Origin of the sequence: Paenochrobactrum sp. BZR 201-1 (assembly GCF_044987585.2) — a bacterium.
In the GTDB taxonomy this organism is placed as follows: Bacteria; Pseudomonadota; Alphaproteobacteria; order Rhizobiales; family Rhizobiaceae; genus Paenochrobactrum; species Paenochrobactrum pullorum.
In genome coordinates, this window is record NZ_JBJDRZ020000005.1 from 26,102 (window position 1) to 48,959 (window position 22,858).

Genomic DNA, 22,858 nt, shown 5'->3' on the forward strand with positions numbered 1-22,858 from the left:
GCACATAAAAAAGCACCGGACAACTTGTCTTTACGCTGGACTCTGACATTGCGATCAAACAGACTGCCGCAGTCTTCAAGATAGTTGTACGGGGTTTTTCTTGCTCAATTCATTCAGGCAGATAGTGTGCATTCTTGCCTTCAGCTTGGTGCTGAGCAGTTGCGCTTCACGACCGGAAGGGGTTTTGATACCGGTTCCTGTTAATGAGCCAAGCGTTTCCAAGGTTGATTTGCTGGTTACAACCACACGTATGCCGACCTATGATCCGCGTACATTATTTTCAGGAGAACGTGGCAGCAGTTTGATTGTAACCGATATTGGTATTTCGATTCCGCCGGATGCCAACCGTACAATCGGACAGGTGCAATGGCCAAAACGATTGCCTGCTAATCCGTTAAAAGAGTTTACCACTTATCGTGTCGCCGGTCTTGAGCAAAAAGACGGCGAGAAGCAATGGCTTGATAAACATATTCCTGCCAATGGCAGCGTGATGATTTTCATTCACGGCTTCAACAATACATTTGAAGATTCGGTCTATCGTTTTGCGCAGATTGTGCATGACTCAGAAGCAAAAGTAGCGCCGATCATTTTCACATGGCCGTCCCGCGCCAGCATTTTCGATTATAATTATGATAAAGACAGCACCACCTATTCGCGCGATGCGCTGGAAGAGGTGATCCGTGCGGCTGCCGCCCATCCAAAAGTTAAAGATATCACCATCATGGCGCATTCGATGGGTACATGGCTGACCATGGAAACCTTGCGCCAGATTGCCATCCGTGACGGACATATCATGCCGAAGGTGAAGGATGTGATCTTGGCGTCGCCTGATCTGGACGTGGATGTGTTTAGCCAGCAATGGCGTGTCATGCAGAAACAAGCGCCGAAAATGACAATTTTTGTTTCGCAGGATGATCGCGCACTTAAAGTCTCGCGTCGTATTGCGGGCAATATTGATCGTTTGGGACAAATCAATCCCGGACAAGAGCCTTATCGCTCGGCCTTGGAGGCAACAGGTATTACCGTCATTGATCTTACCAAGCTGAAGGTTGGTGACCGTCTTAATCATGGTAAATTTGCTGAAAGTCCTGAAGTGGTGCAATTGATCGGCAAGCGGCTCGTTGCCGGACAAACCATCACCGATTCCGATATTGGTTTGGGTGAGCGTATTGGTGCCGTGGCCTTGGGGGTCGGGCAAGGTGTAGGTAGCGCTGCTTCTGTTGCGGTCAGTACACCAATTGCGATTTTCGACCCAACGACAAGACGCACTTATAACCAGCAGATCGACCGTTTTGGTCAGGCGATTGGCGGCACGTTAGAAAGTGCGACAGGTCAGTAATTGATGACTGATACAGAAGTCCGGTATATTCATTTATACCGGACTTTTTGTTGTTTTCGGGCAGAAAAATCGTTACCAGATGCACGCATAGACATATCGCGGAGGCATCATGCAAATTATCCACACCATCTCTGAGCTGCGCAGCCTGATTGCCGGTCAACGCAAGCTTGAGAAGTCTGTCGGTTTCGTGCCGACAATGGGATATTTGCATGCAGGACACATGGAACTGGTGCGCCATTCCCGCGAGAATAATGATTTCACCATTGTGTCGGTGTTTCTCAATCCGCTGCAATTTGGCGCCAATGAAGACTTGTCGAAATATCCGCGTGATTTGGAGCGTGATGCTAGCTTATTGCGCGCAGGCGGTGTCGATGTATTATTTGCGCCATCGGTGCGTGAAATGTATCCACAACCCATGCAGACGGTGGTGGATGTGCCGACCCTTGGTTCGCAATTGGAAGGCGAAGTGCGCCCCGGCCATTTTGCAGGAGTGGCAACTGTTGTATCCAAGCTTTTCAATATTTTGCAACCGGATCGTGCTTATTTTGGCGAGAAGGATTTTCAGCAGGTTGTGATCATCAAGCGTATGGTTGAAGATCTGCTGATGCCTGTTGAGGTGATCGCAGTGCCGACAGTGCGTGAGCCCGATGGTTTGGCCTATTCTTCGCGTAATAGTTATTTGAGCGAAGGCGAAAGAAAGGCAGCTGTTATCGTTCCGCAGGCGCTGGTATTGGCTGAAAAATTGGTTTCCGAAGGGGGACTCAATGCAGCCGGTTTGGAAGAGGCTTTGAGTGATTTTATCAGAACCGAACCCTTGGCGGAGCCAGAGATGGTGGCGGTTAGAAATCCTCATACATTGGAACGTGTCAGTTCTTTAAAAGATGATGATTTACTGGTCGCCCTTTTTGTGCGGATCGGCACAACCAAACTGTTGGATAATCGCGTTTTCAAGGTCAAAAGATAGGCAGGTTCAGCTTATTCTCTCTCAGCTTGTTGTGAAAACCGTATTGTGGCTACGCAACGGTTGAAAACATGCGACAACCTGATTGTAAAATCTTGGCAACTATTTGTTTTGAACGTCTGTTCGGGTTATGATTGATTTTGTTTTTTACGCTTTAATGCAGGAAATTTATTATTAACGTGACAAGCGATATTGCCCATACAGAGTTGATCGCGGTTTTGGCGGCGGTCACACTGGAAGAACCGCGCGTGATGACAATCAGTCAGGGCACAGCCTTGCCTTCGGGGCCGTTTGAAACGGGCCATCGCTCGCTGCAAGCAGGTTTGCGGGCTTGGGTGCAGGCACAAACCAATTGTCCGCTTGGCTATCTGGAACAGCTTTACACATTTGCCGACCGTGATCGTCATCTTGATGGTCAGCGCACCATTTCGATCAGCTATTTAGGTTTGGGACGGGAAAATCCGGCGGCTCAAGGTGGTGCTGGTTGGCGCGGCTGGTATGAATATTTTCCGTGGGAAGATCATCGTCAGGGGCAGCCTGAATGTTTGGATGAAATCGCAATAGCACTTAAAAATTGGGCGAATATGGCGGGTGATGCCAAACAGGCAAGCTATCGTCATCGCCGCATTGCTTTTGCCTTTGGGCTTGATGATGGCGGCTGGAATGAAGACCTGACCCTGCAACGCTATGAATTATTATTCGAAGCTGGTTTGGTTAAAGAGGCGGGACATCAAAGCGGGTTTGGTATGCCGATGTTTGCTGATCACCGGCGCATTCTGGCAACCGCCATTGCACGTCTGCGTGCCAAGATCAAATATCGGCCAGTCGTGTTTGAACTGATGCCGGAAACCTTCACATTGCTGCAATTACAGCGCACTGTGGAAGCGCTGGCGGGTTTACGTCTGCACAAACAAAACTTCCGCCGCTTGATGGAGCAGCAGAACTTGGTGGAAGAAACCGGCGAGAGCGACAGCGAAACTGGGGGGCGTCCGGCCAAGCTTTTCCGCTTCCGTCACTCCATCCTTGAAGAACGCGCTTTAACCGGATCAAAATTACCTCTCTCCCGCGGTTGACATTATACTCTTTATGAGTATATCTGCGCACCCATAATATACTCATAAAGAGTATAAGGAGGGGTCATGAACCAATTCACATCAGTTTCAGAACTTTACCAGCGCGTCGCACGTGTTTTGCCAAAAGCCGAATGGCTGTCTTATCAAGATGATGTCGAGGCGATCTTAGAGCTCAAGCGCAGCCGTAATGCTGTTATTCTCGCGCATAATTATCAAACACCGGAAATCTTTCACGGCGTTGCCGATATTGTTGGCGACAGTCTGGCATTGGCGCGTGAGGCCGCCAATGCGGATGCTGATGTGATTGTGGTGGCGGGTGTGCATTTCATGGCTGAAACGGCTAAATTGCTGAACCCGTCCAAAACAGTACTGATCCCTGATCTGGGGGCAGGGTGCTCATTAGCAGACTCAATTACACCCGAAGATGTCGCTCTGTTGCGTCAGACCCATCCGGGTGTGCCGATTATCACTTATGTCAACACATCAGCAGCAGTGAAAGCCGCATCTGATATTTGCTGCACATCGGGCAATGCCAAAAAGGTGGTGGAATCTTTAGGTGTGACGAAAGTGCTGATGATACCCGACGAGTTTTTGGCACAAAATATTGCGCGTGAAACCGATGTCGAAATCATCGCATGGAAAGGCCATTGCGAAGTCCATGAACGCTTTACGCCATCAGATATTGCCGAACTGCGCGATAACCATCCGGGCGTGGTGATTTTGGCGCATCCCGAATGTCCACCCGAAGTGGTAGAAGTTGCCGATTTTTCCGGCTCCACCGCAATGATGTCGGATTTTGTTGCTGCGGAAAAACCTGCCCGCGTTGTGCTTTTGACCGAATGTTCGATGAGCGACAATGTGGCCGTGCAGCATCCGCAAGTGGATTTTATCCGCCCGTGCAATCTCTGCCCGCACATGAAGTTGATCACCTTGAAAAACATCCGTGATGCGTTGGAAAACAACCGCCATGAAGTGGTGATTGATCCGGCGATTGCAGCACCTGCACGCCTTGCAGTCGAGCGGATGCTGGCGGTTAAATAAGAAATAAGCAGGAGATCATCATGACATTAACCTCTTTGCCGCGCTTCACGATAGAGCCATTGGTGCGTGCTGCTTTAGCCGAAGATTTAGGTCTTGCGGGTGATATTACCAGCAATGCCGTTATTCCGGCGGATCATCGCTCGATAATGGTTTTTCGTGCCCGCACCAAAGGTGTGATTGCAGGTTTGGATCTTGCTGCTCTAAGCTTTGAACTGGTTGATCCGAGCGTGGGGTTTCAACCACTTTGCCAGGATGGTGATGAGCTGGAGGCGGGATCTGTCATTGCCAAGGTCAGTGGATTATCGCGCAGCCTTTTGATGGCGGAGCGCACAGCCCTTAATCTGCTGGGCCATCTATCCGGTATTGCGACGGTGACCTATCAATTAATGCAGGCGGTCAACCACACCAAAGCACATGTCACTTGCACCCGCAAAACTATGCCGGGCTTACGTGCGATAGAAAAATATGCCGTGCGGGCAGGGGGCGCTAAAAACCATCGTTTTGCACTTTATGATGCGGTGCTGATTAAAGACAATCACGTGGCGGTGGCAGGCGGTGTTGGCGAGGCGATCAAACGCGCGCGCGCCAATGTCGGCCATATGGTGAAAATCGAGGTGGAGGTCGACACGATTGAGCAATTACATGAAGCAATGGCTGTTGGTGTCGATGCGGTGCTTCTTGATAATATGTCGCCAGCTATGTTGGTGGAGGCGGTGAAGATTGTTGATGGTCGCGCGATCACCGAAGCATCGGGCGGTATCACACCGGCAACGGCGGTGGCAATTGCCGAAAGCGGCGTTGACCTTTTATCAATCGGCTGGCTGACCCATAGTGCACCAAATCTTGATATCGGCTTGGATTTTGAAGCTTAGTCGCTGAGAAGCTTTTGCATGCTGATAGGCGTCATTAAAAAAGCCCCCAAAACCTGTCGGGGGCTTTTTTTCATATCTTATTCGAATGTCAGAGCGCGGTCGCCATCTGCATCTTTGATGCGGGTTTTAAGACCGATATGGTTCATAATGTGCAGGAACGGACGCGGGTTCAGTTCTTCCACATTGACCATGCGCTTGGTATCCCATTCACCCGATGCAATCAGCATGGCTGCTGCAACCGGCGGAACACCGGCAGTGTAAGAAATGCCTTGGCTCCCCACTTCTTCATAGGCTTCTTTGTGGTCGGCAACGTTATAAATAAAGACTTCGCGTTCAGCGCCGTCTTTCGTGCCCTTCACAAAGTCACCAATGCAGGTCTTGCCAACATAATTTGGAGCCAATGATGCCGGATCCGGCAGTACAGCCTTGACCACTTTCAGCGGCACAACTTCCAGACCTTCAGCGGTTTTAACCGGCTGTTCGGAGAGAAGGCCGAGATTGTTCAACACGGTGAAAACATTGATATAGTGATCACCGAAGCCCATCCAGAAGCGCACATCGGCATTCGGATAGTTTTTCGACAACGAATGCACTTCATCATGGCCGGTCATGTAGGCTTTGCGTTTGCCAACCACCGGCAGATCGAACTCTTTGCCGATTTCGAACATTTTGTTCTTCTGCCATTCCTGGTTCTGCCAGGAATAAACGGTGCCGGTAAATTCGCGGAAGTTGATTTCCGGATCAAAATTAGTGGCAAACCAATGGCCGTGATCGCCGGCATTGATGTCGACTATATCGATGGATTTAACTTCATCGAGATAATCGTCGGCAGCCAGTCGTGCATAGGCATTGACCACGCCGGGATCAAAGCCGATGCCGAGAATGGCAGTGATGCCTTTTTCTTCACATTCGGCAGCATGTTTCCACTCGTAGTTGCCATACCACGGCGGGGTCTCGCAGATCTTTTTCGGATCTTCGTGAATGGCTGTGTCCATATAGGCTACGCCCGTGTCGATACAAGCGCGCAAAACAGACATATTGAGGAAGGGCGAGCCGACATTGATCACGATATTGACGCCAAGCTTGGTAATCAGAGCTTTAGTGGCTTCGATCTCAAGAGCATCCAGCGCATGAGCTTCAAGCTTAACCGGAGTTTTCAGGTTCTTCTTGTCATGCACGGATTTAATAATTTCGCGGCATTTCTCAACCGTCCGGGACGCAATGTGTATATCTCCTAATACATCACTGTTTTGAGCGCATTTATGCGCCACGACCTGTGCTACGCCACCGGCGCCGATGATGAGAACGTTCTTCTTCATTTATGTTGATGCACCTTTTAATTACTTACACCAGTTACCAAGTCTCTTAAAAAGAAGGGGTTTCAAGCCTTCTGTTTAAGAAAGAGACTGCTCGAAGTCCGCGAAGGTAAATTCGCGAACCACATTGATTTGACCGTCTAATTCGCGAACTGCTATAGCGGGCATTTTCACGCCATTAAACCAGTTTTTCTTGACCATAGTATAACCGGCTGCGTCTTCAAAAGACAAACGATCGCCGATTTTCAATTCTTTTTCAAAGTTGAACTCACCGAAAACATCACCGGCAAGGCAGGATTTACCACAAACCATATATTGGTGTTTGCCATTATTAGGCACCATTTTTGCGGTCTCACGATAGATCAGCAGATCCAGCATATGGGCTTCAATCGAGCTGTCGACAACGGCCAAGTTTTTGCCGTTGAACAATGTATCAAGGACTGTGACTTCCAGCGTGGTGCTTTTGGTAATCGAAGCTTCACCTGGTTCCAGATAGACCTGTACATGGAAGCGCTCGGAAAACTGTTTCAATCGGGCGCAAAAAGCATCAAGCGGATAATCATCACCGGTAAAGTGGATGCCGCCGCCAAGACTTACCCATTCAGCGCGCTCCAAAAGCGAGCCGAATTTTTCTTCTGTCTGGCTCAAAACTTCGTCAAACAGGGCAAAATTATTGTTCTCGCAATTGTTGTGGATCATAAAGCCGCTGATGCGATCCATCACCTTTTCAACCTTTGTAACATCCCATTCGCCAAGGCGGCTGAAAGGGCGTGCCGGATCGGCCAGATCAAAGCTTGAAGTGCTCACCTGCGGGTTGAGGCGCAGGCCGCGTTTAATGGATGAAGCTTTGTCGGCAAAGCGTTCCAGCTGGCTGATCGAGTTGAAAATGATCTTGTCGGCATTTTCAATCACTTCATCAATTTCATAATCGGCATAAGCCACACTATAGGCATGGGTTTCACCGCCGAATTTCTCACGGCCAAGCTTCACTTCATTCAAGGATGAAGAGGTGGTGCCATCCATATATTGGTTCATCAGATCAAACACAGACCATGTAGCAAAGCATTTTAAAGCCAGCAGTGCTTTGGCACCGGACTTCTCGCGTACATAAGCAATCTTTTCCATATTGCGCAAAAGCTTCGACTTATCGATCAGGTAATAAGGGGTCTGGATCATGAGCATTCCATCGGGAAAGAAATGTTAATTGCTGCACTTAGCCTGAAGCTTACAGTAAGCTTGTGACGTAATTACAAAGATGCAGCTGCTTAATTTATCTTATGCAATATATAGAATACCCAAGAACCGCAATACCAAGCTTTGCAGGTTAGATATGCGACATTGCTTTATACCAAATATATTAAGCGCTGCTGTTAATCCTATATAGGCAGTTTTTATCAAATTCCCAACTTATAATTTTCCAAGCGATGTCTTGACAAAATGTAGTGTCGGGATTAGTCGACAATCGATATAGCTCTCACTGCTTTTTGCAGTCCGCGATTATTAATTCATAATAATTATTCACTCGCGATAGGGCTTTTATGCCGGCAATGCTGGTTTGAAGGACATAAGATGCAAACTCAACAACAAGCCGGAAGCTGGGGTCAGCTTTTTTCCGGCTCCAATGCAATTCGCAGTCTAACGCTGGTGGGCGGTGTGGCTCTGCATGCAATTAATGTATTTATCTCGACAACGATTTTACCAACTGTCATTCAAGATATTGGCGGTCTTGATTTTTATGCATGGAATACCACGCTTTTCGTAGCGGCCTCCATTTTGGGTTCAATGATGGCGCCACGCCTGCTGGGTCAGGTGGGGCCACGCTACGCCTATCTAGTTGCTGCAATCATCTTTGCCATCGGCACTTCGATATGTGCTTTTGCGCCTTCCATGCCAATCATGCTCGCCGGGCGTAGTGTGCAGGGTTTTGGCGGCGGCTTTTTGCTGGCTTTGTCTTTCTCGATGGTGCGTCTGGTGTTCGAACCACGGCTTTGGACTTTTGCTATTGCGCTGATTTCCGGCATGTGGGGCGTGGCATCACTGGTTGGCCCTGCCATTGGTGGTGTATTCGCGCAATATGGCCATTGGCGCATGGCGTTCGGTTCGATCATTCCGGTGATTGTGCTGTTTGGTTTGCTGGCAGTGTTTATTCTGCCGAAAGAAGCCGGCAAGGGGGATAAAACGGGCGGTTTGCCTTGGGCACAATTGGTGCTGTTGACCGCAGCCGTTTTACTGGTGTCATGGGCAAGCCTTTCACCGTCCTTCTTTTATAATGCACTGGGCATTTTGGCGGCAATCGCACTGTTGGCATTGACCTATGTCATTGAGCGCAAATCGCCCAATCATGTGTTGCCGCGGGATGCTTTCAACATGAAAAAGCTTGCGCCGCTTTATATCACTATGGCGTTGTTGAGCTTGATGGTCACATGTAGTGAAGTCTTTATCCCATTGTTCTTCCAGACATTACATGCCCAAAAACCATTGGTTGCCGGTTATCTGGCAGCCTTGATGGGGCTTGGCTGGACATTGGGCTCACTCACGACATCCAGCCTTTCTGCCAGCAATACCAATCGTGTGATTGTGTCGGCGCCTTTTGTTGGATTGACCGGTTTGATCATTCTGGCACTGATGGTGCCGGGCGGAAGTCATGGTAGCTGGCTTGATCTGGCGCCAATGTGCATCAGTCTTTTCATCGTTGGTTATAGTGTTGGTCTGACATGGCCGCATTTGCTTGCCAATGTATTGCAGATCACCCCGCAAAACGAGCAAGGCATTGCGTCTGCCTCACTCACCACTGTTCAGTTGGTCACAACAGCTTTTGGTGCGGCCTTAGCCGGAACTATCGCTAATCTGGCCGGTTTGAGCAATCCGGGTGGTGCTGGCGGCGTTGCCAATGCAGCTCTGTGGTTGTTTATTTCCTTGACGGCCTTGCCGGTGCTGGCGATTTTCATGACCCGCATCGTCGTGCGTTTACGCAAACAACGGGCTGTAAAGCCGGTTGCTGAAGAGTCGGTTGAAATGGCTGCTTAATGTGCTTCCAGACGCTGTATAGAATAGGTACAGCGTCTGTCGCCCGACAAGATATATTCCTCCCGCTCGACTTTGACATCTGTTCCTAAAAGCGCGCGGAAAATATTAAGCTCCGCACGGCAAAAGCCCTGACAAGCTGTTGCAGCAGCACAAATCGGGCAATGATTTTCAATGAAAATCAATCTGCCGTCCTTATCCGTTTCCACTTCCGCCATATAGCCTTCTGACGAACGAAGTTCCGCCAGTTTTGCCACGCGCTCTGTCAAGCTTGTAGTTTGGTTCATGGCGCTCTGGTAAAGCTCGCGCGTTTGGTTTTCGCGGGCGCTGATCAGTATATCAAGTGCATCTTGCCCTAATAAATCGCGTATAGAGCTTAAAAGCTGCACTGTTAATTGCGCATGCGTATCGGGAAATCTTGCGTGACCAAGTGCCGTCAAATCCCAATATTGCGACGGGCGACCCACGCCGCGGCTTTGTGAATAAGAGACAACCAAACCTTCTTCATTGAGCCTTACCAATTGCTGGCGTACGGCTTCACCGGTGATGCCCAGTTTTTTACCCAAAACAGCGGCTGTATTGGCGCCATGCATTTTTAACAGCATCAAAATCCGCTGCCCGGGAGAACGTGCCAAGATAGTTTCGGAATTTAGTAGGTCATTTCTTGACATCTTCAACGCAATCTATTTTAAAAAGACATTCCTTGTAAAATAAACGATTGATGTTAAGGGCGCAAGCGGCAAGGAAAAAGAATACGACAGTCAACCAATGGCTGGTGCTTTTACGTTTCCGTGCCGGATGGCAAAAAGGCTTGATGTCTGTGCTGATAAAGATTATTTCGGCGTCAGACATTATTCCGGATTGGTAATGGCGCTCATGTTCATTGGTGGTTCGAACAAGCGCGTTGATATTGCCTGACCGCAATGGCTGCATGTTCAGGACACAGTCCGGGAACTTGAATTTAAGCTCTGTTTTCATGGTTCATGAAACAGCGCTTATTTTTTGAATATTTCATCAGCCTGTCGGGTTTCCCAAGTCCCTCAGGTATCAATCTGGTAGCAAAGCAGAGACACATTCCATCATGAGCAATTTCAATCAGGAAACCGTCCTTGAAGTTCATCACTGGACAGACCGGTTGTTTTCTTTCCGTACCACGCGCGATCAGGGTTTTCGTTTTCAAAGCGGCCAATTCATCATGATCGGCCTTGAAGTTGAAGGCAAACCATTGCTGCGCGCTTACTCCATCGCCAGTAGCATTTATGATGAACAGATGGAGTTCTTTTCCATCAAAGTGCCGAATGGCCCGCTGACATCCCGTTTGCAGCATTTACAAGTTGGCGACAAGATTCTGGCTGGTAAAAAACCAGTCGGCACATTGCTCTATGATAATTTGTTGCCGGGCAAAAACCTCTGGCTTTTATCAACCGGCACCGGCCTTGCACCTTTCATGTCGATCATCCGTGATCTGGAAGTTTACGAGCGCTATGAAAAGGTTATTTTGGTGCACGGTGTGCGTGAAGTGGCCGAGCTTGCTTATAAAGATTTCATCACTAAAGAATTGCCTGAAGATGAGTTTTTGGGCGAAATGGTGCGTGAAAAGCTGATTTATTATCCGACCGTTACCCGTGAAGCTTATAAAAATCAGGGTCGTATGACTGATCTCATCCGCTCGGGGAAATTATTCTCCGACATCAATATGTCGGCTTTTGATCAAGAAAACGACCGCATGATGTTGTGCGGCAGCCCTGAAATGCTTGCTGAAATGCGCGAGATTTTGGAAGGTCAGGGTTTGGAAGAGGGCAGCCAGACCACAGCCGGTCACTTCGTGATCGAAAAGGCATTTGTCGAGAAGTAAGTCTTGATGCTTCATGATCAATAAAAACACCCCTGTCTCGTTCAAGACAGGGGTGTTTTTTATATTATTTTTTGGAATAAGGCACACCGCCGACAATCCAGTCCGTTTTTTCCACCTCATCAAATATGATGGTGATGGCTTCGGGTTTATTATTCCAGATACGCTCAAAGCTTTTCGTTATTTCTTGTGCGAGCTCATGCTTTTCCTCGTCACTACGCCCGGATAACATGGAAATTCTGACCAGTGGCATTATGCGCTCCTGCCTTTGTGACTGATGCTGTGTAAGAAGGATCAGTATTGATATGATGTTATATCAGCATCATAAAATCTAATTGTGGTGTTGATTATCTCGAAAGCTCTGGTATCGGTTAAGTTCTGAAGATTTATCAGCACTTTGAATAACATTTTTTATAATGGCATTGCTCACCTGTAAATCGCTAATAGTGAGGTACAGTGCCGGAGGCTGTTTGCATGACAACACAAGTAATGCCCGAAAGCGGCACAGCACGCTGGCGCGCTGAATTCATCAGTGCCATGAAGCTGGGATGGCCGCTCATCCTTACCAATTTGTCACAAGCAGCTCTCACCGCAACCGATGTGATTCTGATCGGTCGTTTGGGGCCTGACACTTTGGCTTCAGCGGTACTTTCAACGTCTTTTTACCACACAACCATGATCTTCTGCATGGGACTGGTCACAGCCGTTATGCCGATGGTGGCGATCACTTTGGGTAAAAACAGACATTCGGTGCGCGAGGTTCGCCGCACCGTTCGTCAGGGGTTATGGACAGCTATCATGATCTCCATTCCCTTCTGGATCATGCTCTGGAATGCGGAACATATTTTCATCGCTCTCGGTCAACGCCCTGATGTAGCGGCGCGCTCAATCGAGCTGATGCACACTTTGCAATGGGCGTTGTTGCCCTATCTTGGCTATATCGTTTTGCGTTCGTTTCTGGCAGCACTTGAAAAACCGCTCTGGACACTGCTGATTGCGATGATGGCGATTGCCTTTAACGCTTTAGCTGCATGGAGCTTGATTTTCGGCCATTTCGGTTTGCCGGCACTGGGCTTGCGCGGGGCAGGTATTGCCACCACCTTGTCCAGCTGGATGATGTTCTTCGGGTTGGCAATGGTGATTGTCACCCATAAGAAGTTCCGGCGCTATGCCATGTTTGGCCGCTTCTGGCGTCCTGACTGGCCGCGTTTGCTGGAACTGTGGCGCTTGGGGCTGCCGATGGGGCTGACCTTCGTGTTTGAATCGTCAATTTTTTACGCAGCTGTTTTGATGATGGGTAAAATTAGCCCGACATCACTGGCAGCTCATGCGGTCGCGATGCAGATTGCAAGTTTGAGCTTTATGGTGCCGCTTGGTTTTGGGCAGGTGGCGACAGTGCGTGTCGGGCGCGCTTACGGTGCGCGTGACGCCAAGGGGCTCTATTATGCCGGCTGGAGCTCTTATATTTTAGGCATCGGCTTTATGGCTTTCATGGCATTTTTGATGACAGTTATGCCGAAAGTTTTCATCGGGGCTTTCTTGCCTTTAAATGATCCGGCCAATGCCGCAGTGATCCAACTGGCAATGTCTTATTTGGTGTTGGCGGCAATTTTCCAGATTTTTGATGGCGGGCAGGTGGTTGCGGCCGGTATGTTGCGCGGGCTGCAAGACACCCGTATTCCGATGTTATTGGCGCTGCTTGGATATTGGGGCATTGGTTTGCCGCTGGGTGCAGCACTGGCCTTCTGGGCAGATTGGAAGGGTATGGGGATCTGGATTGGCTTGGCAGCAGGCCTTGCGATGGTTGCCGTGTTGATGACAAGGCGCTGGATAAAATTACTCGAAATTGAAACCCGTCGTTTGAGCCAGCTTGTTTGATAGGAAATCAGCTTTAATCTATTATGCCACAAGCAAACATGGGGCCGCCTTTATGGGCGGGGAAGCCGTAGCCATTGATCATCACCAGATCAATGTTGCTGGCGCTCGCTGCAATGCCATTTTCCAGCAAAAGATTGCCTTGGGTTTGCATGGTTTGCAGCAGGCGTTGTTGTATCTGCTCTCTGCTAAACTTGTGCGGTGTGATGTTTTTTTCGCTTCGTGCTGCATCAATCAAATCAGTCACAACCGGATCAATCTCGCGTTTGCCTTGTGTGTATCGATACCAGCCAAGGCCGGATTTTTGGCCAAAACGACCAAGCTCGCAAAGCTGATCGGCAATTTTGACATAGCGCAATTGCGGGTCACGGGTGAGAGCCTCGCGTTTGCGCTTTGCCCAGGCAATTTCCAAGCCTGCCATGTCATAAACGGCAAAGAGCCCCATGGCGAAACCGTAATCTTCGAGCGCCGCGTCAATATCTTGCGGATAGGCGCCCTCTTCCAGCAAAAACTCTGCTTCACGCCGGTAGGCTGAAAAGATGTTGTTGCCGATAAAACCTTCAATCACACCGCTTAAAATCGGTAGCTTGCGCATTTTATTGGCGACAGCAAAACCGGTAGCAACGGCTTGCAGATCAGATTTTCCCGTGTGAATGACTTCCACTAACCGCATAATATGGGCTGGCGAAAAGAAATGCATACCGATAACACGCTCGGGATAAAGCGTGGCCACGGCAATCTCGTCAGGGTTTAAATAGCTGGTATTGGTGGCAAGGATCGCATTGGCACGAATGATTTGATCCAGTGCCTGAAACAGTTTTACCTTGACTTCCAAATCATCAAACACCGCTTCAATGACGAGATCAGCTACGCCCAAACTTTCCAGATTTCCGGCAATGGTCAGCGCTTTTTTCTGGCGCTCGAAGGCATCCGCGCTTAAGCGACCAGATTGCAGGTTTTTCTCCAAAAGCCCTAAAATTCGCTGATGTCCGGCAAGGGCTGCTTCTTCTGTCTGTTCAACGCCGATCACCTGATAACCGGCATTGAGTGCCGAGACGATAATGCCGGAGCCCATCAGCCCCATACCGACGATGCCTAGAACTTTAACATCTTTCGGGCTGCTACCTTCCAGCATTGCTGGTTTTTTGGCCATACGCTCAGCCAAAAAAACATGGCGCAGCGACTTCGCTTCATCGCTGTCTCTAAGTTGCAAAAATATTTGCCGCTCTTGTGCTAGTCCTTCGTTTAAGTCTATCTGTTTGGCTTGTTCCACTAGTTCGACGGCTTGTCGTGGCGCATTTTGCCCACGGCTTTTGCGCAAAATACCAGACTTAACACTCGCAAATTTTTGCGCATCATATTGCGGTGTCGTGCGCTTTGCTGCCGGTTTGAGGCTTGCATTTTTTGCGTGTGCTATCAGCGTATCTTCATCTGCTAATTCGTCAATCAGCCCGATTTCCAAGCATTCAACGCTTTTGAGTGTGCGTCCGGTACCGATCATATCAAGGGCAATGTCGGCAGCAATCAGGCGCGGCAGACGTTGCGTACCGCCAGCACCCGGCACCAGCCCGAGCTTTACCTCCGGCATAGCAAAACTGCTTATTCCACTTGCCACACGGCCATGACAGGCAATGGCAATTTCGGCACCTCCACCCAAGGCCGCGCCATTGACGGCGGCAATGATGGTTTTACCGAAATTTGCCAGTCGCTGGGTCACTTGCGGCAGGGTTGGCTCGGTGACGGGTTGCCCAAATTCTTTAATATCGGCACCGGCAACAAAAGTGTTGCCCGCACCGGTTATCACAACACCTTGAATGGTGTCTGTTGTTTCTGCCTGATCGAGAGCCGCCATCAAACCCTGTCGCACCGAGGCGCTGACTGCGTTGACCGGCGGGTTATCAATGGTAATCAGCATGACATTATCTTCAACAATCGCACTGATTGTATCAGAAAATTGTGTGCTTGAATGGGAGCTCGTCATCAGGCAGCCTTTCTTGAATTTGGCTTAGTCAGGAATAACCGCAGTGGCCTGAATTTCGATCTTCGCTCGGTCTTCAATGAGCGCCACCACTTGCATGGCGGCCATGGCCGGAAAGTTCTTGCCGATTACTTCGCGGTAAGCCTGACCAATGCCTTTCATATTGTCGAGATATTCTTTTTTGTCGATAAAATACCATGTCATTGAGGTCAGGTGCTCAGGCCCTGCACCGGCAACAGCCAGCACATCGACAATATTTTGCAAAGTCTGGCGCACTTGGCCGACAAAATCATCAGTTTCAAATTGACATTGACCGTTCCAGCCGATTTGTCCGCCGACAAAAATGGTGTGCCCTTGTGCTTCAATACCATTGGCATAGCCGATTGGTGCTGCCCAACCTTCAGGTTGCAAGATTTTTTTCATGTCTACTCCGGATAATTAAGAGCCTTCACGGCCAAGGATTGGTCGGCGCTCATGCGAGCAGGTTTAAGTCTCATGTTTTCATCAATTCGCGGGCGATGATGAGTTTTTGCACCTCGGTGGCGCCTTCATAAATGCGCAAAGCCCGTATCTCGCGGTAAAGGCTTTCAACAATTTCACCGCGTGCGACACCGCGCCCGCCAAACATCTGTACGGCGCGGTCAATGACTTGCTGCGCCATTTCGGTGGCTTGCATTTTTGCCATCGCCGCTTCACGCGTTGTCGGCAGTTTTTGCACATCACGCCGCCATGCCGCGCGATAGGTGAGGAGTGCGCTCGCATCAATGTCGGTTGCCATATCTCCAAGTGCTGCTTGAGTAAGTTGTAAATCAGCCAGTTTCGCCCCAAACATATTACGGGTTTTGGCGTGGTTTAACGCTTCATCCAAGGCGCGGCGGGCAAAGCCCACTGAGGCGGCGGCAACTGAGGCGCGGAAAATATCGAGAGTGCGCATGGCGATTTTAAAGCCTTCACCAGCATTGCCAAGCAGCCGACCTGCCGGAATGCGGCAATTGTCAAAACGGATGGTTGCCAACGGATGGGGCGCGATCACATCAATACGTTTGGTGATCGAAAATCCCGGATCCGTGGCATAGACGACCAAAGCTGAAATGCCTCTTGTGCCCGGCGCTTCGCCGGTTCTGGCAAAGAGCGTATAGACATCGGCGATGCCGCCATTGGAAATCCATGTTTTTTCGCCGTTCAGCACATAATAGTCGCCTTCGCGAGTGGCTGCACATTGCATGGCTGCAACATCGGAACCAGCCTCTTCTTCCGAGAGTGCGAAAGCTGCGATCCATTCGCCACTGGTGACCTTCGGCAGCACGTCTTGTTTCAGCTGATCTGAACCGACAAGGCCGATGGCGCCGGTGCCAAGCCCCTGCATGGCAAAGGCAAAATCCGCCAAACCATCATGCCAAGCCAGTGTTTCGCGTGCCAGACAAACAGCGCGTGAATCAATAATATTCTGCCCTGCATTGCCGGTGGCGATTGCCAGCAATCCTGCTTCGCCAAGTTGTTTCACCAATTTACGGCAGCTATTGTCGGTATCTTCATGATTGATATGTTCAAGCGCGCCACTGATGGCAAAACTATGCAATTTCGTATGAATAGCCTTATGGTTTTCGTCAAAAAACGGCCATTGCAGATGCTCGGTGGAAGGGGCAAGGCTGGTTTTATCCATCGCCTTAATTTCCTTCAAAGGCTGGGCGTTGTTTGTTGGCAAAGGCTTCAAAAGCGCGGGTGAAATCCTGTGTCGCCATGCAGATGGCTTGCGCCTGAGCTTCGGCTTCCAACAACTCGTTCAAGCCCATTGACCATTCCTGATTGAGCATGTTTTTGGTCATGCCATGGGCAAACCACGGGCCATCGGCAATCGTACGGGCTAGCTTTTCAGCGGCTGCATCCAGCTCATCTTTAGCATGAAGCGCATTGTAAAAGCCCCATGCCTCGCCCTCCGTGGCACTCATTGAGCGACCGGTATAAAGCAGTTCAGCCGCCCGTCCCTGACCGATTAAACGCGGCAGAATTCCGCAAGCGCCCATATCCGCACCGGCCAAACCAACGCGAGTGAACAAAAATGCGGTTTTAGCCTCAGGGGTGGCGAGACGTAAGTCTGCCGCCATAGCAAGTATCGCACCGGCACCGGCACAAACACCATCAACAGCGGCAATAATTTGCTGCGGGCAATTGCGCATTGCTTTGACGAGATCGCCGGTCATGCGGGTAAAGGCTATGAGGTCGGGCATGGTCATTTTTGTCAGCGGCTCGATGATTTCAAACACATCGCCGCCGGAGCAAAAATTGCCGCCGGAACCCTTTAAAATAATCGTACGGATATCGGAGGCATAGACAAGATCACGAAACAAATCGCGCATCTCGGCATAACTTTCAAAAGTCAGCGGGTTTTTGCGGTCTGGCCGGTTAAGCGTCAATGTCGCCACACGGCCATCATCACTGACCGACCATAGAAAATGCTTAGCCTGATAATCCTTAAAAGGCTTTTGCATCGCGCCCATACTGCTCTGTGCAACCATGATTATATTTCTCCTCCCGAGACGCTGATGGCTTGTCCGTTAATGGCACCGCTGGCGGAGCCTGCAAGCCATAAAACACAATTGGCAACTTCCTTCGGCTGAATGAGGCGGCCTTGCGGATTGGTGCTGGCCAGTGTCGCCACAGCCTCTTCTCGCGTACGTCCTGTTTTGTGAATAATTTTTTCAATGGATTTTTGAATGAGTGGCGTGTCGGTGAAACCGGGGCAGACCGCATTGACTGTAATGCCGGCTTTGGCGAGCTCCTGCGCCAGCGCACGGGTGAGGCCGATAACGCCATGTTTGGCCGCACAATAAGCAGACACGTAGCGGTAGCCTTTCAGCCCCGCAGTGGATGCAATATTGATGAGCCTTGCCCCTTCGCCGTGCAGTTTTAAGTCAGGCAATACCGCACGGGAAAGACGAAAAACGCTGGTCATATTAACCGCGATAATCTCTTCCCATTGCTCGTCGCTCATATTTTCAAACAGCTCGGTTGGGGCTTGTCCGGCATTATTGACGAGAATTGAAACCGTGCCGAATTGCGCACGCGCTTTTTCAAGGCCTGCGTGAATGGCGGCAGAAGATGTAACGTCAAAATCACCAAGCGCCAAGCTGCCGCTGCCCAAGTCATTTGCCAGCTTTTGCAATGGCTCGGAACGGCGTCCAGCCAATGTTACCTTGGCTCCGGCACCATGAAGCTGGCGCGCAATTTCTTCGCCGATGCCCGAACCGGCACCGGTGATCAATGCATGATGGCCGTTCAGCAATGCTGCATCTTTTTGCATGGCAATTCCTGTTGTTATTTTTGCGCCGCCGCTCGTTCGAGATTGGCTTCATACTGATATTTAGCTGAGTGATATTGCTTCGGCCAAGCAATACTCTTAATGCCGATTTTGGCCGCTTCATGTAAAATCCATGCATTGTCGGCCAGATGCGGACGGGCGATGGCGCATAGATCAGCGCGACCTGCGGAAATAATGGAATTTGCGTGATCGGCTTCCGAAATCGCACCGACAGCAATGGTCGCAATGCCCACTTCATTGCGGATTTTGTCGGAAAATGGTGTCTGGAACAGACGGCCATAGACCGGCTTTTCAGCTTTTGATGTCTGGCCGGAAGAACAGTCGATCATATCCGCACCAGCCGTTTTGAACATTTTTGCAAAAATGGCAGCATCATCCGGCGTATTGCCGCCTTCCACCCAGTCATGGCAGGAAAGGCGCACGGAAATCGGCTTGTCATCCGGCCAGTGGGCGCGCACCGCTTCAAACACTTCCAGTGGATAGCGGGCACGGTTTTCATGAGGGCCGCCATATTCATCGTCACGGATATTGGTGAGCGGCGATAAGAAGCTTGCCAGCAGATAGCCGTGGGCAACGTGCAATTCCAACCAGTCGGCACCGGTTTCGGCGGCTCGTTTGGTGGCGGCGATAAAGTCCGCTTTGACGCGGTCCATATCGGCGCGATCCATCGCTTTTGGCGTCACGCCATGTTCCAGATAGGCAATCGCTGATGCGGAATAGAGCGGCCAGCCACCGCTTTCCAGCGGTTGGTCGATGCCTTCCCAAGCGACTTTAGTAGCACCCTTGCGCCCTGCATGACCAAGCTGAATACCGACCTTGGCTGAACTGTTCTGATGGATGAAATTGACGAGGCGTTTCCAGCCCTCGATCTGTTCATCATTCCAAAGCCCCAGACAGCCCGGCGTGATGCGGGCATCGGGTGACACGCAGGTCATTTCGGCAAAAATCAACCCCGCGCCACCAATGGCACGGCTGCCTAAATGCACCATGTGGAAATCATTAATCAGGCCATCTTCAGCCGAATACATCGCCATTGGCGACATCACAATGCGGTTTGGCAGCACTGTGCCCCGCATGGTGTAAGGCGTAAACATCGGCGGCAGCGAGCGCTCATCATTTATCGCAAGTCCTGCTTGTTTGGCAAACCAACGCTCGTAATTTTCAAGCCATGTGGCATCGCGCAGACGTAAATTTTCATGGCTGATACGCTGCGAGCGGGTCAGCATCGAATACATGAACTGTTCCGGCGCCATTACATCGGCATAACGGTGGCCGACGACTTCAAACCATTCCATCGCATTGCGAGCCGCATTTTGAATGCGCGCCACATCAACACGGCGGATTTCCTCGTAATCCTCCAGCACTGCCGGAATATGGCTCTTGTCATGGCCGTGAATTTCAAATTGGCGGGTCAGTTCAATCGCATCATCAATGGCAAGCTTGGTGCCTGAACCAATGGCAAAATGCGCGGTATGCGCTGCATCACCCATCAACACCACATGCGAATGACCGTTAAAATGGCTCCATTTTTCGCAAATCAGACGGTTGAAATTGAGCCATGCAGAGCCACGCAAATGACGGGAATTGCTCTTGAGCGATGCACCTTCAAGCACTTCCGAAAACAGGTTTTCGCAAAAGTGGATGGCCTGATCCTGATCCATCGCGTCGAAGCCGGAAGCCTGATAGGTGTCTTCGGTGGTTTCGATAATAAATGTCGAGGTCTGATCGTCAAATTTATAAATATGCGCTTGAAACCAGCCATGTTCGGTTTTGCGGAAATCAAAGGTAAAAGCATCATAGAGTTTGTCGGTACCTAGCCAGATAAAACGGTTTGGCCGCTTGAGCATATCCGGCTTGAAAATTTCGACATAGTGATTGCGGATTTTGGAGTTCACGCCGTCACTGGCAATGATCAGGTCGGAATCTTGATAATCGAGATCGCTGTTGACCTCGGTTTCAAAAACCAGCTCCACGCCCAGTTCTTCGCAGCGGCGCTGTAAAATATTGAGCAGTTTTTTGCGCCCGATACCAACAAAGCCGTGGCCGGATGTGCGCTGTTTGGTGCCTTTGAACAGCACCTCAATATCATCCCAATGGTTGAATGCATCCTGAATTTCATTGGCGCTTTTAGGGTCCCATTCCAGCATGGATTCCATTGTTGCGTCAGAGAACACCACACCCCAGCCGAATGTGTCATAAGGGCGGTTGCGCTCAACCACACGAATATGATGTTCGGGGTGCAGTTTCTTCATCAAAAGTGCAAAATACAGCCCTGCCGGACCACCGCCGATGCAGACGATACGCATGATATGTTCCCTTGTTCGACGCACCGATCTTTGCCGGCTTTAAAAATAGTTTATGCTTAAAGTATTAGGTGGGAACAGGTCTGCGTCAAGCACCATTTTCAAGATTTATCATGAATTGAGAATCCAATCGGTTGGTCGGAACGGACAGCCTTGATGAAAAGCGCTGATTTGACGGCGAATTTTCACAAAATTGAGAGTTCCAACAAATAGTTTTTATTCTTGACTTTTCATTTTGCCATAATCGTGTTACCAGCCCTTGCCAATCCAAGGAAAAATACTTGAGAATTCGCTGCTCTGCCCCCCATGGTTGTTTTAGAACCAATGTATGACTGAGCAGCCTTTTGTTATTTAAAGGAACTGGCAATGGCAAAAATTATTGAAACGCCTACGGGACATTTAGCCCTAACATTTGATGATGTGCTGCTGCAGCCGGGTCACTCTGAGGTGATGCCGGGTCAGACAGATCTGCGCACAATTATTGCCGGTGATATTGAACTCAACCTGCCGCTGCTTTCAGCTGCAATGGATACTGTAACCGAATCGCGTCTGGCCATTGCGATGGCGCAGGCCGGTGGTATTGGCGTTATTCATCGTAATCTGACACCGGAACGTCAGGCTGAAGAAGTTCGCCGCGTCAAGAAATTTGAATCCGGTATGGTTATCAATCCGGTCACGATTGTTCCGGATGCTACTCTGGCTGAAGCACAGGCTTTGATGTCCGCGCACCACATTTCCGGCATTCCGGTTGTTGAAGGGGCAAATGGTACACCAGGTCGTCTGGTTGGTATTCTAACCCACCGCGATGTGCGTTTTGCATCCAATCCTGATCAGAAAATTCATGAGCTGATGACCCATGAAAACCTGATCACCGTGCGTGAAAATGTGGATCAGGACGAAGCCAAGCGCTTGCTGCATCAACACCGCATTGAAAAATTGCTGGTTGTTGATGATGCCGGTCGTTGCGTTGGTTTGATTACAGTCAAAGACATTGAAAAAACCCAACTAAACCCGAATGCTGCCAAAGATGCGCAAGGCCGTCTGCGTGCAGCTGCGGCCACCAGTGTTGGTGAAGACGGTTTTGAACGTGCCGAACGTCTGATTGATGCCGGCGTTGATCTGTTGGTTGTTGATACAGCCCACGGCCATTCGCAGCGCGTTCTCGATGCAGTGACCCGCATCAAAAAACTCTCCAGCGGTGTCCGCATTCTGGCTGGTAACGTGGCAACCGCCGGTGGTACCTTGGCGCTGATAGATGCCGGTGCCGATGCTGTTAAGGTTGGTATTGGCCCTGGCTCAATCTGCACTACCCGAATTGTTGCAGGCGTTGGGGTTCCGCAGCTTTCAGCCATTATGTCGGCTGTTGAAGTGGCGCAGAAACACAATATTCCGGTGATTGCTGACGGTGGTATCAAATTCTCCGGCGATTTCGCCAAGGCACTGGCCGCTGGTGCGGTTGCTGCTATGGCTGGGTCCTTGCTTGCCGGTACGGAAGAAAGCCCGGGCGAAGTTTACCTGCATCAGGGGCGTTCATTCAAAGCTTACCGCGGCATGGGTTCGGTTGGTGCAATGGCTCGTGGTTCTGCCGACCGTTATTTCCAGGCAGAAGTACGTGACGAACTGAAGCTGGTACCGGAAGGTATTGAAGGTCAGGTGGCTTACAAAGGCCCTGTCGGCAATGTGCTGCATCAGTTGGCTGGTGGTCTTCGCGCATCAATGGGCTATGTGGGCGCAAAAAATCTGGAAGAATTCCGCGAAAAAGCAACTTTCGTACGTATTTCTAATGCAGGTTTGAGGGAAAGCCATTCACATGGTGTGACCATCACCCGTGAAAGCCCGAATTACCCAAGCGCATAATAAGCTTGATTGAATATTACATTAAAAAAGCCCGCTTTTCTCAAAGCG

At 50.0% G+C, this 22,858-nt stretch carries 20 protein-coding genes; 9 read left to right on the plus strand and 11 right to left on the minus strand.

The features are described from left to right. Positions 1-124: 124 nt before the first annotated feature. The 5 genes from ACI0FR_RS02860 to nadC all read left to right on the plus strand — a co-directional run bounded on the left by ACI0FR_RS02860 (position 125) and on the right by nadC (position 5,286). A complete protein-coding gene (locus ACI0FR_RS02860) occupies positions 125-1,339 on the plus strand; it encodes an alpha/beta hydrolase (protein WP_461667879.1) in 1,215 nt (404 codons plus the stop codon). A gap of 109 nt (positions 1,340-1,448) precedes the next feature. Then, entirely contained in the window at positions 1,449-2,303 is an 855-nt protein-coding gene (gene panC, locus ACI0FR_RS02865; protein WP_374829181.1) for a pantoate--beta-alanine ligase, read from the plus strand. A gap of 176 nt (positions 2,304-2,479) precedes the next feature. Continuing rightward, positions 2,480-3,373: an NUDIX hydrolase gene (locus tag ACI0FR_RS02870; RefSeq protein ID WP_404906643.1), complete on the plus strand. Its 894-nt coding sequence runs from the start codon at positions 2,480-2,482 to the stop codon at positions 3,371-3,373. Positions 3,374-3,439: 66 nt separating this feature from the next. After that, positions 3,440-4,414: a quinolinate synthase NadA gene (gene nadA / locus ACI0FR_RS02875; protein ID WP_404906642.1), complete on the plus strand. Its 975-nt coding sequence runs from the start codon at positions 3,440-3,442 to the stop codon at positions 4,412-4,414. Between the two features lie 20 nt (positions 4,415-4,434). Further along, positions 4,435-5,286, plus strand: coding sequence for a carboxylating nicotinate-nucleotide diphosphorylase (gene nadC / locus ACI0FR_RS02880; RefSeq protein ID WP_404906641.1), 852 nt, complete (start codon positions 4,435-4,437; stop codon positions 5,284-5,286). Between the two features lie 77 nt (positions 5,287-5,363). Here the strand turns inward: nadC and ACI0FR_RS02885 are convergent, their stop codons facing one another. Together ACI0FR_RS02885 and nspC are read right to left on the minus strand one after the other, a co-directional pair. Continuing rightward, complete coding sequence (locus ACI0FR_RS02885; RefSeq protein WP_404906640.1) at positions 5,364-6,605, minus strand: saccharopine dehydrogenase family protein; 1,242 nt, start codon at positions 6,603-6,605, stop codon at positions 5,364-5,366. 75 nt (positions 6,606-6,680) lie between these two features. Continuing rightward, on the minus strand, positions 6,681-7,778 hold the full coding sequence (gene nspC, locus ACI0FR_RS02890) for a carboxynorspermidine decarboxylase (RefSeq protein ID WP_404906639.1): 1,098 nt from the start codon (positions 7,776-7,778) through the stop codon (positions 6,681-6,683). 393 nt (positions 7,779-8,171) lie between these two features. Between nspC and ACI0FR_RS02895 the strand changes: the two genes are divergently transcribed. Further along, a complete protein-coding gene (locus ACI0FR_RS02895; protein WP_404906638.1) occupies positions 8,172-9,629 on the plus strand; it encodes an MFS transporter in 1,458 nt (485 codons plus the stop codon). Here ACI0FR_RS02895 and ACI0FR_RS02900 read toward each other — a convergent pair. Both ACI0FR_RS02900 and ACI0FR_RS02905 read right to left on the minus strand, forming a co-directional pair. Then, positions 9,626-10,261: a helix-turn-helix transcriptional regulator gene (locus ACI0FR_RS02900; protein ID WP_404906636.1), complete on the minus strand. Its 636-nt coding sequence runs from the start codon at positions 10,259-10,261 to the stop codon at positions 9,626-9,628. The two genes, ACI0FR_RS02895 and ACI0FR_RS02900, sit on opposite strands and share 4 nt — an antisense overlap. Before the next feature lie 22 nt (positions 10,262-10,283). Beyond that, positions 10,284-10,604, minus strand: coding sequence for a hypothetical protein (locus tag ACI0FR_RS02905; RefSeq protein WP_374829197.1), 321 nt, complete (start codon positions 10,602-10,604; stop codon positions 10,284-10,286). A 100-nt stretch (positions 10,605-10,704) separates the two neighbouring features. Between ACI0FR_RS02905 and ACI0FR_RS02910 the strand changes: the two genes are divergently transcribed. After that, on the plus strand, positions 10,705-11,481 hold the full coding sequence (locus tag ACI0FR_RS02910; protein ID WP_374830459.1) for a ferredoxin--NADP reductase: 777 nt from the start codon (positions 10,705-10,707) through the stop codon (positions 11,479-11,481). Between the two features lie 64 nt (positions 11,482-11,545). Here ACI0FR_RS02910 and ACI0FR_RS02915 read toward each other — a convergent pair whose 3' ends face one another. Next, on the minus strand, positions 11,546-11,731 hold the full coding sequence (locus tag ACI0FR_RS02915) for a tautomerase family protein (RefSeq protein ID WP_374829199.1): 186 nt from the start codon (positions 11,729-11,731) through the stop codon (positions 11,546-11,548). Positions 11,732-11,952: 221 nt separating this feature from the next. Between ACI0FR_RS02915 and ACI0FR_RS02920 the strand changes: the two genes are divergently transcribed. Further along, complete coding sequence (locus ACI0FR_RS02920) at positions 11,953-13,356, plus strand: MATE family efflux transporter (protein ID WP_374829201.1); 1,404 nt, start codon at positions 11,953-11,955, stop codon at positions 13,354-13,356. 13 nt (positions 13,357-13,369) lie between these two features. Here the strand turns inward: ACI0FR_RS02920 and ACI0FR_RS02925 are convergent, their stop codons facing one another. The 6 genes from ACI0FR_RS02925 to ACI0FR_RS02950 form a co-directional block, all read right to left on the minus strand. After that, positions 13,370-15,334, minus strand: coding sequence for a 3-hydroxyacyl-CoA dehydrogenase NAD-binding domain-containing protein (locus tag ACI0FR_RS02925; RefSeq protein WP_404906633.1), 1,965 nt, complete (start codon positions 15,332-15,334; stop codon positions 13,370-13,372). A 24-nt stretch (positions 15,335-15,358) separates the two neighbouring features. Next, positions 15,359-15,754, minus strand: coding sequence for a RidA family protein (locus tag ACI0FR_RS02930; protein ID WP_404906632.1), 396 nt, complete (start codon positions 15,752-15,754; stop codon positions 15,359-15,361). A gap of 70 nt (positions 15,755-15,824) precedes the next feature. Beyond that, positions 15,825-16,994 (minus strand): acyl-CoA dehydrogenase family protein, encoded by a 1,170-nt coding sequence (locus ACI0FR_RS02935; protein WP_404906631.1) that lies wholly within the window; start codon positions 16,992-16,994, stop codon positions 15,825-15,827. Between the two features lie 4 nt (positions 16,995-16,998). Continuing rightward, the gene (locus ACI0FR_RS02940) at positions 16,999-17,847 is read right to left on the minus strand and encodes an enoyl-CoA hydratase family protein (protein ID WP_404906630.1); all 849 of its coding nucleotides are present in this window, start codon (positions 17,845-17,847) and stop codon (positions 16,999-17,001) included. A 2-nt stretch (positions 17,848-17,849) separates the two neighbouring features. Continuing rightward, positions 17,850-18,632 carry an SDR family NAD(P)-dependent oxidoreductase gene (locus ACI0FR_RS02945; protein WP_404906628.1) on the minus strand — a complete coding sequence of 261 codons (783 nt, stop codon included), beginning with the start codon at positions 18,630-18,632 and terminating at the stop codon, positions 17,850-17,852. A 14-nt stretch (positions 18,633-18,646) separates the two neighbouring features. Further along, on the minus strand, positions 18,647-20,956 hold the full coding sequence (locus ACI0FR_RS02950) for a bifunctional salicylyl-CoA 5-hydroxylase/oxidoreductase (protein WP_404906626.1): 2,310 nt from the start codon (positions 20,954-20,956) through the stop codon (positions 18,647-18,649). Positions 20,957-21,319: 363 nt separating this feature from the next. Here ACI0FR_RS02950 and guaB point away from each other — a divergent pair, with 363 nt between their 5' ends. Beyond that, positions 21,320-22,810, plus strand: a complete 1,491-nt coding sequence (gene guaB / locus ACI0FR_RS02955; RefSeq protein ID WP_374829217.1) for an IMP dehydrogenase — start codon at positions 21,320-21,322, stop codon at positions 22,808-22,810. Positions 22,811-22,858: the final 48 nt, after the last annotated feature.